At 29.8% G+C, this 3788-nt stretch carries 3 protein-coding genes; all 3 read right to left on the bottom strand.

Annotated elements, in window-relative coordinates; translation table 11 throughout:
- Positions 1 to 49: 49 nt before the first annotated feature.
- Positions 50 to 592, bottom strand: coding sequence for a hypothetical protein (locus tag ALO_RS12225; RefSeq protein WP_004573396.1), 543 nt, complete (start codon positions 590 to 592; stop codon positions 50 to 52).
- Positions 593 to 773: 181 nt separating this feature from the next.
- On the bottom strand, positions 774 to 1907 hold the full coding sequence (locus tag ALO_RS12220) for a UvrD-helicase domain-containing protein (protein WP_238528266.1): 1134 nt from the start codon (positions 1905 to 1907) through the stop codon (positions 774 to 776).
- The gene (locus tag ALO_RS12215; protein ID WP_004096321.1) at positions 1901 to 3646 is read right to left on the bottom strand and encodes an ATP-dependent nuclease; all 1746 of its coding nucleotides are present in this window, start codon (positions 3644 to 3646) and stop codon (positions 1901 to 1903) included. Before ALO_RS12215 ends, ALO_RS12220 begins: the two co-directional genes overlap by 7 nt.
- Between the last annotated feature and the right edge of the window lie 142 nt (positions 3647 to 3788).

The raw sequence follows: 3788 nt of genomic DNA, 5'->3' as shown, positions 1-3788 counted from the left end.
CGCCGTAGACGTAAATAAAAATGATATTAAAAATTAATTCTGATTGTTATTACTTACGATATATACTCTCTAATACTCTTTGGTGATAAGCTAAATCTTCTTCTTCGGCATCATATATAACTTGTCTCGAAAAAAACTCGGAAAGCTTTGAATAATCGTAATATGAATTATCCGTCCACGAGCATAAGAAGATTTTTGGAATGCTTTTATATTCGAATAAGTTGCTAATAGCCTCTTTCTTTAGACTTCTGCACAAAGCATCAATAGGGTAAAAAATAGCAAAATCGAATCTATTGCTTGTTTTCCTCCAAGTAGATGATGTATTAAAACTATCAAATTCATAATAATTATTCGATAGTTTAATTTGGGCTCCAGCAGAAGGCTTTTTCGATAGGCCAATAAAAATATCATCTGTAATATTGTCCATAGAATTTATTCTGAATAGAATATGGGCATTTTTGTAATGCGTATTCAAAATCTTCATAACTAATTTGTGTTTTTCATATTGATGTGTTCCAGTAATTAGTACACATTTTTCATCTGACTCTAAAAAATTTTCTATATCTTTTATTGCTTGTTGTTTCCTATTCATATATAAGTCTCCCTCAACACCGCATTGACACTTTTGATAAGAAATTGCTCAATATTTTACCTAGGTAAGTCTCTAGCCCGGTGATATAAAAGGCCTGGGCAATAGCATCTTTTCCTAATCCAAAAATTAAAAAGCACCATCTAAAGTATCAAAGTATACCAAAGGCCAACTCCGGCAGACGTCAGCTTTTTGTAGTAATAAATTCAGATGAGTTAATACCTTTAATAACATCATCACGCTTTATGTCAAATCCAAGTAAATTTGTTTTTTCTATTTCCTGAGACATGACCCTTATGTAATTTCTTCCATTATTTAAAGAATAGTCTATTAGAACCAATAATTTATCTTCTGGTCGAGACACAGCAACATAATGTAAATATTTATCATCAACATTTGCTAAATTAAAATCGCCAGCTTGAATAATTATTTGGGAATACTCTAATCCTTTGGCGGAATGAATAGTCGTTATAACATGATTATATTTTTGCGGATTATAGGTAGGAATATAAATAGGATTGTTAATAACCGAAAAAAGCTCCTGAATTTCATTAGAAGTCTTTTCTGAGCACGTATAGCCTAAATATTCATAGAATTTTGCAGTTTGTTTACTAAACTCATCTAGATTTGAAGTATTGCTTTTTAAGTCGGAGAGCATTTGTTTAATTTTCTTAAAACTAAATGCGTCAGAAGATGGTATTTCAGCTATAACGTCATACTCTGAGAATCTATCCTGTATCAAGTAAAAAGCAAGTGTGCGTGCTATCCAAATATGTTCACTTTCTAAATTACTATTGTCAAGTGGTGATGCAGGTAAATATATAAAATTGATTCCCTTCGATTGCAAATGCTGACTCCATACATCAGCATCATCATTTTTTCGAACTAAAAATGCACAATTTTTTGTTAAATCTAGCCATTTAGAAATAAAACTTGATGCAAAGTCTCTTTCTCTATATGCAAAACCTATAATTTCATTATTAAATTCACTTTTCTGGTAATTATCTCGTACATCATCCATAAACAAATTAGAGTAATTCTGAATTGGAACATTTGACCTAAAGTTATGTTTAAGTTTAAATTCCTTGAATAACTTAGTGTCAGCAATAATACTCTTAAACCCCTTGACATAGCCCCCTCTCCATCCATATATGGACTGTTTTATATCACCAACAATAAAAAGCCGAATTCCTATTTCTTTGCAAATATACATAAAGAGGTTATGCATATCAACATCACTATCCTGATATTCATCAATGTAAATTCGATAATATTTTGAATTTAAAAATTGCCTTGCCGCTTTAGAGTTTTTTAGAATTTGAAGGGCAAGTTGAAAGGCAAAATTATAGTGGTTATTCCTGAATTTACAAAGGAATCCTTTTTCTTTGATAATTCAAATATGCTATTAATATTTCTTGTTTTTAGCGTTTTGCATAACTCTATCATGTTAATCATTTTTGCGGATTGCAAATAATCAACAGCATTTTTCTTTGTATTCTTAGCTAAATCATCCATCTTTGTTGGGATTATTTCGTATAAATCGTTTTCTAAATCTATTCTGGAAATGAAAATTTTGTTGTTTCTTAGCAAATTACATTCTATTTTATATCGGTTATCAAAAATATCTCTTTGTATATCTTTCTTATTGGTTTCAAAATTTTTACAATCAACATTATTTGTATTACAAATTTTATCTTCCCCGATCAGACTCAGGCAACGGTTCAGTCCTAGCAAGTTATATTCTTTTTTCTTCTCATTTAATTTCAAATCATTATCGGTTTTTACTATTACCTTAATCCCTAAAGGTTTTAAAACATTGTAATATTCAGCAAAATTGATTCCATCTACCTCAAGAATATATCCCCCAAAAGATTCGTAATTACTGCATTTATTTTGCATAATTGTTTCAAACAATATTTTTTCCGATGGCCCTTCAACTAATAATACGAAATCTGCATATATCGCATCAGCAAGATTTTGATTTAGCTTTTGTTTTAATTTCTTATATTCATCGGGGACTCGGTAAGAGTAAGATTTCCCATCGGTTTTCCCATCCTTAAATAGTTTAATCAAATTTACGTTATCCATTTGACCAAGCAAAAGGGAAGAATGAGTTGTCATAAACATATGTTTATATAATTTATCCGTAAATAATTGATGTGATAATGATATTTGCATTGACCGATGCAAATGATTTTCTAGTTCTTCAATTAAGAAAACATTAATCTTTTTTTCTTCAAGCTTTTTATTTTCTAGAGATAACAGTGTATAGGCTAAGATTTTTCTACGACCATCTCCTGATGTTGGATATGTTTTATCCGATTCGTAGCAGATATATGGCGTTAATTTTGAGTGAATATTATCTAATTCAATTTCCGAGCGAATTGCAATAGAAAGATTTTTCTCATTTCGATAGTTTTGATATTGTGATTTTATTTCGTTTTCGAGACTTTTAATATTTGCTAGTTTTGCTATATTGCCATTTAACCCTTCAATTGTCTTTTTAATCTTTTCCCGTTCTTCTTCACTAAGACTTTTCTCATCTCTGAAAATTTCGCGAGTATATTTTCTAAATGCTGATTCAAGCTGTATTGAAGAGTCTATGTAGACAATATTAAATATATTATCTAATTCATAATTAGCCTGGTAGCTTGGAATATCTTCTAAATTTTCAATATCATTGCCCCAATAAAGTTTTGGCTCAGCGCATAACTTTTCTTTATTATAATCAGCAATAAGTTGAATATATACAAACTCTGTTGTACTAGAAATTGCCCCTCGCATATATTTGTAAATCTTTTTGGTATCATCATCGTTGCTATCGCGAATATCTATTTTAAGGGTAATTCTGATTGTCTTAGAAATATTCTTTTGAAAAAAGTCACAATCAGCCAAACCAAGCCTTCTATAGTTTCTATCAAGTAAAAATCGAATGGCACATAGAAAGTTAGTTTTTCCTATATCATTTAATCCAAAAAGTATATTTTTGTTCATCAATTTCAATTCTAAGTCTAGAAAATTTCTGAAGTTCTCTATTTTTATACTTTCAAAATTCAAATTTCAGGCCTCCAGTAAATCTTGATAATGAAGACAACTTATATACAAATTTATCCATTCGACATTATGTATCAATATCCTTCTTAGAAGCATTCAGTGGATTTCTTTGCTCAATAAAAAATCTCTTCTTTGATACGTATAA

The organism is Acetonema longum DSM 6540 (genome assembly GCF_000219125.1).
Lineage (GTDB): Bacteria > Bacillota > Negativicutes > Sporomusales > Acetonemataceae > Acetonema > Acetonema longum.
This window is presented reverse-complemented; position numbering and strand designations above follow the sequence as displayed.